Origin of the sequence: Phytoactinopolyspora halophila, from assembly GCF_003287285.1 — a bacterium.
In the GTDB taxonomy this organism is placed as follows: domain Bacteria; phylum Actinomycetota; class Actinomycetes; order Jiangellales; family Jiangellaceae; genus Phytoactinopolyspora_A; species Phytoactinopolyspora_A halophila.
Genome location: NZ_QMIG01000069.1, coordinates 1 through 1053, shown reverse-complemented (window position 1 = coordinate 1053; position 1053 = coordinate 1). Strand labels below are relative to the sequence as shown.

Below are 1053 nucleotides of genomic sequence, written 5' to 3'. Positions count from 1 at the left end.
CCAGGACCAGCAACACGCCCCCCATCACCCTCAGACACCGACACCTGCGCCGCATCATCAGCATCGATGCGGGCCTGGCCATACTCCAGCCCCCGCAGGCGCCACACCACCTGGCCTGTCTCGTCGCATCCATCGATGTCGAGCACCAGCCGCGTGGCACTCGCCTCGGTCACCGACACCGACGCCACACACACCCGGCTGCCACGGGCAGCCAGCTCAGCTGACCGCAACGCCAGCATCCGTCCGGCATGCACCGGCTCGGGCGCCGCCGCGGCCACCGCGGCCACCACCGCGTCGAGATCCCGCGGTTCCACGATCACCACGCCGGGATCGAGCACCCCACGCTCGACCGCCAAATCGATCAGAACCCGCCAGCCAGAACCCGACCGATCCGGGCTCGCCCACACCGCGTGCACCCGCGGCGTGTCCGCCAGCTGCACCTGCTCGGTGCACACCTGGCGCACCTCACCCAGATCCAGCACATCGGCGTCTCGCTCGACCAACCGCGCCGCCCCTGCGGCATGCACCAGCTCCTCGTCACCCGAGTCCGCATCCGCAGCACACACCTGCCAGTTCAGATCCGCGCCAGCACCATCGAACAACTCCACGTGCACCGACTGGCCCGCAGCACCCACCAGCAACGCCTCATGCCAGACCACGTCATGCACCTGCACCGCCCGCTCACCCGCACGGTCAGACAACACCACCGCAGCCCGAGCCATCTCAAGCACGCCACCATCACGCACCACCCGCACATCACCAGCACCATCGGCACGCACGAACGGCTCCCGCCCCGACACCGTCGACACGAAACGAAGCCCCTGCACATCCGACACATTGCTGTGCACCAACGGATGAAGATGCGCACCCGAGCCCACCGACACCGCAGGCTCGATCCACACCTGCTCAGCCGCAAACGGATACGTCGGCAGCCCCACATGCGGCGGAACCGCATCCACCTCACCACCAGGATCAACCAGCTCATAGCCCTGGCAGTAGAGGTCGGCCAGGGCATAGAGCAGTTCTTGGTAGTGGTGGGCGTCGGTGGTGGTG

1 protein-coding gene is annotated in these 1053 nt (G+C 67.7%); it reads right to left on the bottom strand.

The window, feature by feature from the left end; genetic code table 11:
• Window positions 1-1053: polyketide synthase dehydratase domain-containing protein (locus DPM12_RS22665; protein ID WP_146751950.1), on the bottom strand; the 1053-nt coding region annotated here is incomplete at both ends.